We start from the raw sequence: 1481 nt of genomic DNA, 5'->3' as shown, positions 1-1481 counted from the left end.
GGCCGATCTCCTGGCATTTCGCGCCGGTTATCCTATTGCCCAGCATCAAAAGACTTGCCGCATTTCTTAACCCGATAAGCCTGGGGAGCCGGAGCGTCACGCCCCCACCCACATACGTCCCAATGGCAACTTCGGGAAACCCGAGCTGGGCATCCTCGGACATGATAAGAAAATCAGCAGAGGTCGCGATTTCCGCCCCCCCGCCAACGGCATAACCGTGCACCTCGGCAATGACGGGCGTTGTCATCGTTTGAATCCGCTCGCACACGCGCTGGCCGAGCATAATATAAACCTCGCGCTCTTCGCGGGTCCGCTCGCCGGACTTATGGGCCTTCATGTCGGCACCAGCGCAAAACGCCCGGCCATTTCCGGACAAGACTACGCACCGGACATTGGGGGCCTGGTCGGCATAATTCAGGGCATCCAACGTCTGTTGATACAGGGCTTCGTTGACAGCATTTAACCGTTCAGGACGGTTGAAGATGATGTGAAACGCTTGATTTTCTTGCTTCGTCACGACTTCGTTCATGGACGATCTCTCTGAGACGACTAAACTTCTAAAATCAAACTTCGCCGAATAATTATTCCGCGTCCAACATTGTTTTGACATAGATTGATCGCGAATGAGCAACAATGCCAAGGCAAATGCCTGCTCGATCCCAGCTCTGCCGTTTGCCATCACGTCGTCATTGCACTTGAGCCAGTCGGAATTTGTCCTGGTTCCCCAGATCTCAGATTTTCGCGGCACGGAACAACTCGCCCGTCGTCATCATTGCCCAGATGCGGCAAATGCGGTCGCTGTGATTGGGCCGATTCCGGGGACCGAGGCGAGCAATCGGCAAACAGGATGATTGCGATGAATCTGCACCAGCCGATCATCAATCTCGCCAATGCGCGTGTTCAGTTCGCCGAGCTGAGTAATCAGGGTACTGATCGCAAAGCAGGCTTCAATCGGCATCGCCTCGCGGACCTCTTCGAAAGCAATCGCAAGGCTATCGATGCGGTGCCGCCCTTGCGGGGTGATCAGACCGTACTCCGCCAGATGGGCTCGGATCGCGCACGCGACCATTGTCCGCTGCCGCACCAGGAGGCCGCGGGCTCGGTGCAACATCAGGAATGCCTGATCTTGCTCGGACTTGATCGGCACAAACCGCGTGCCACGTCGAGAGACAGCCTCACAGACGGCCGCGCATCCGCAGCGTCGTTCTTCGCTCCCCGGCGAACGTATGGCTTAGACGGTGGAATGAGCCGCACGTCGTGTCCGAGCTTTCTGATCTCCCGAGCCCAATAGCGACCGGAGGCGCAAGCCTCGATACCGACCAAGCAGGGTAACAGTACGCCGAAGAACGGCAGAGGTAATGTCACGTTATCTGGCTCTGACCGCGCTGAGGCCTGTATGGCGGATGTCAGTTGCCCACGGTGACGACTTTCCACTCTGCCATGGCTTGCAGGCGGTGAAGATGGATCTGAATGGCGGAGCG

At 57.3% G+C, this 1481-nt stretch carries 1 protein-coding gene and 1 pseudogene; both read right to left on the bottom strand.

Translation table 11 applies throughout. The features are described from left to right. Nucleotides 1-529 (bottom strand): enoyl-CoA hydratase/isomerase family protein (locus tag B5V02_RS35495; protein WP_167458802.1); only part of this gene is annotated, 529 nt, incomplete at its 3' end. 470 nt (nt 530-999) lie between these two features. Next, nucleotides 1000-1347 (bottom strand): annotated as a pseudogene (locus B5V02_RS42865) (IS110 family transposase); the annotation flags it as partial. Nucleotides 1348-1481 lie beyond the last annotated feature (134 nt).

Origin of the sequence: Mesorhizobium kowhaii, assembly GCF_003253745.1 — a bacterium.
GTDB classification, from domain to species: domain Bacteria; phylum Pseudomonadota; class Alphaproteobacteria; order Rhizobiales; family Rhizobiaceae; genus Mesorhizobium; species Mesorhizobium kowhaii.
This window is presented reverse-complemented; position numbering and strand designations above follow the sequence as displayed.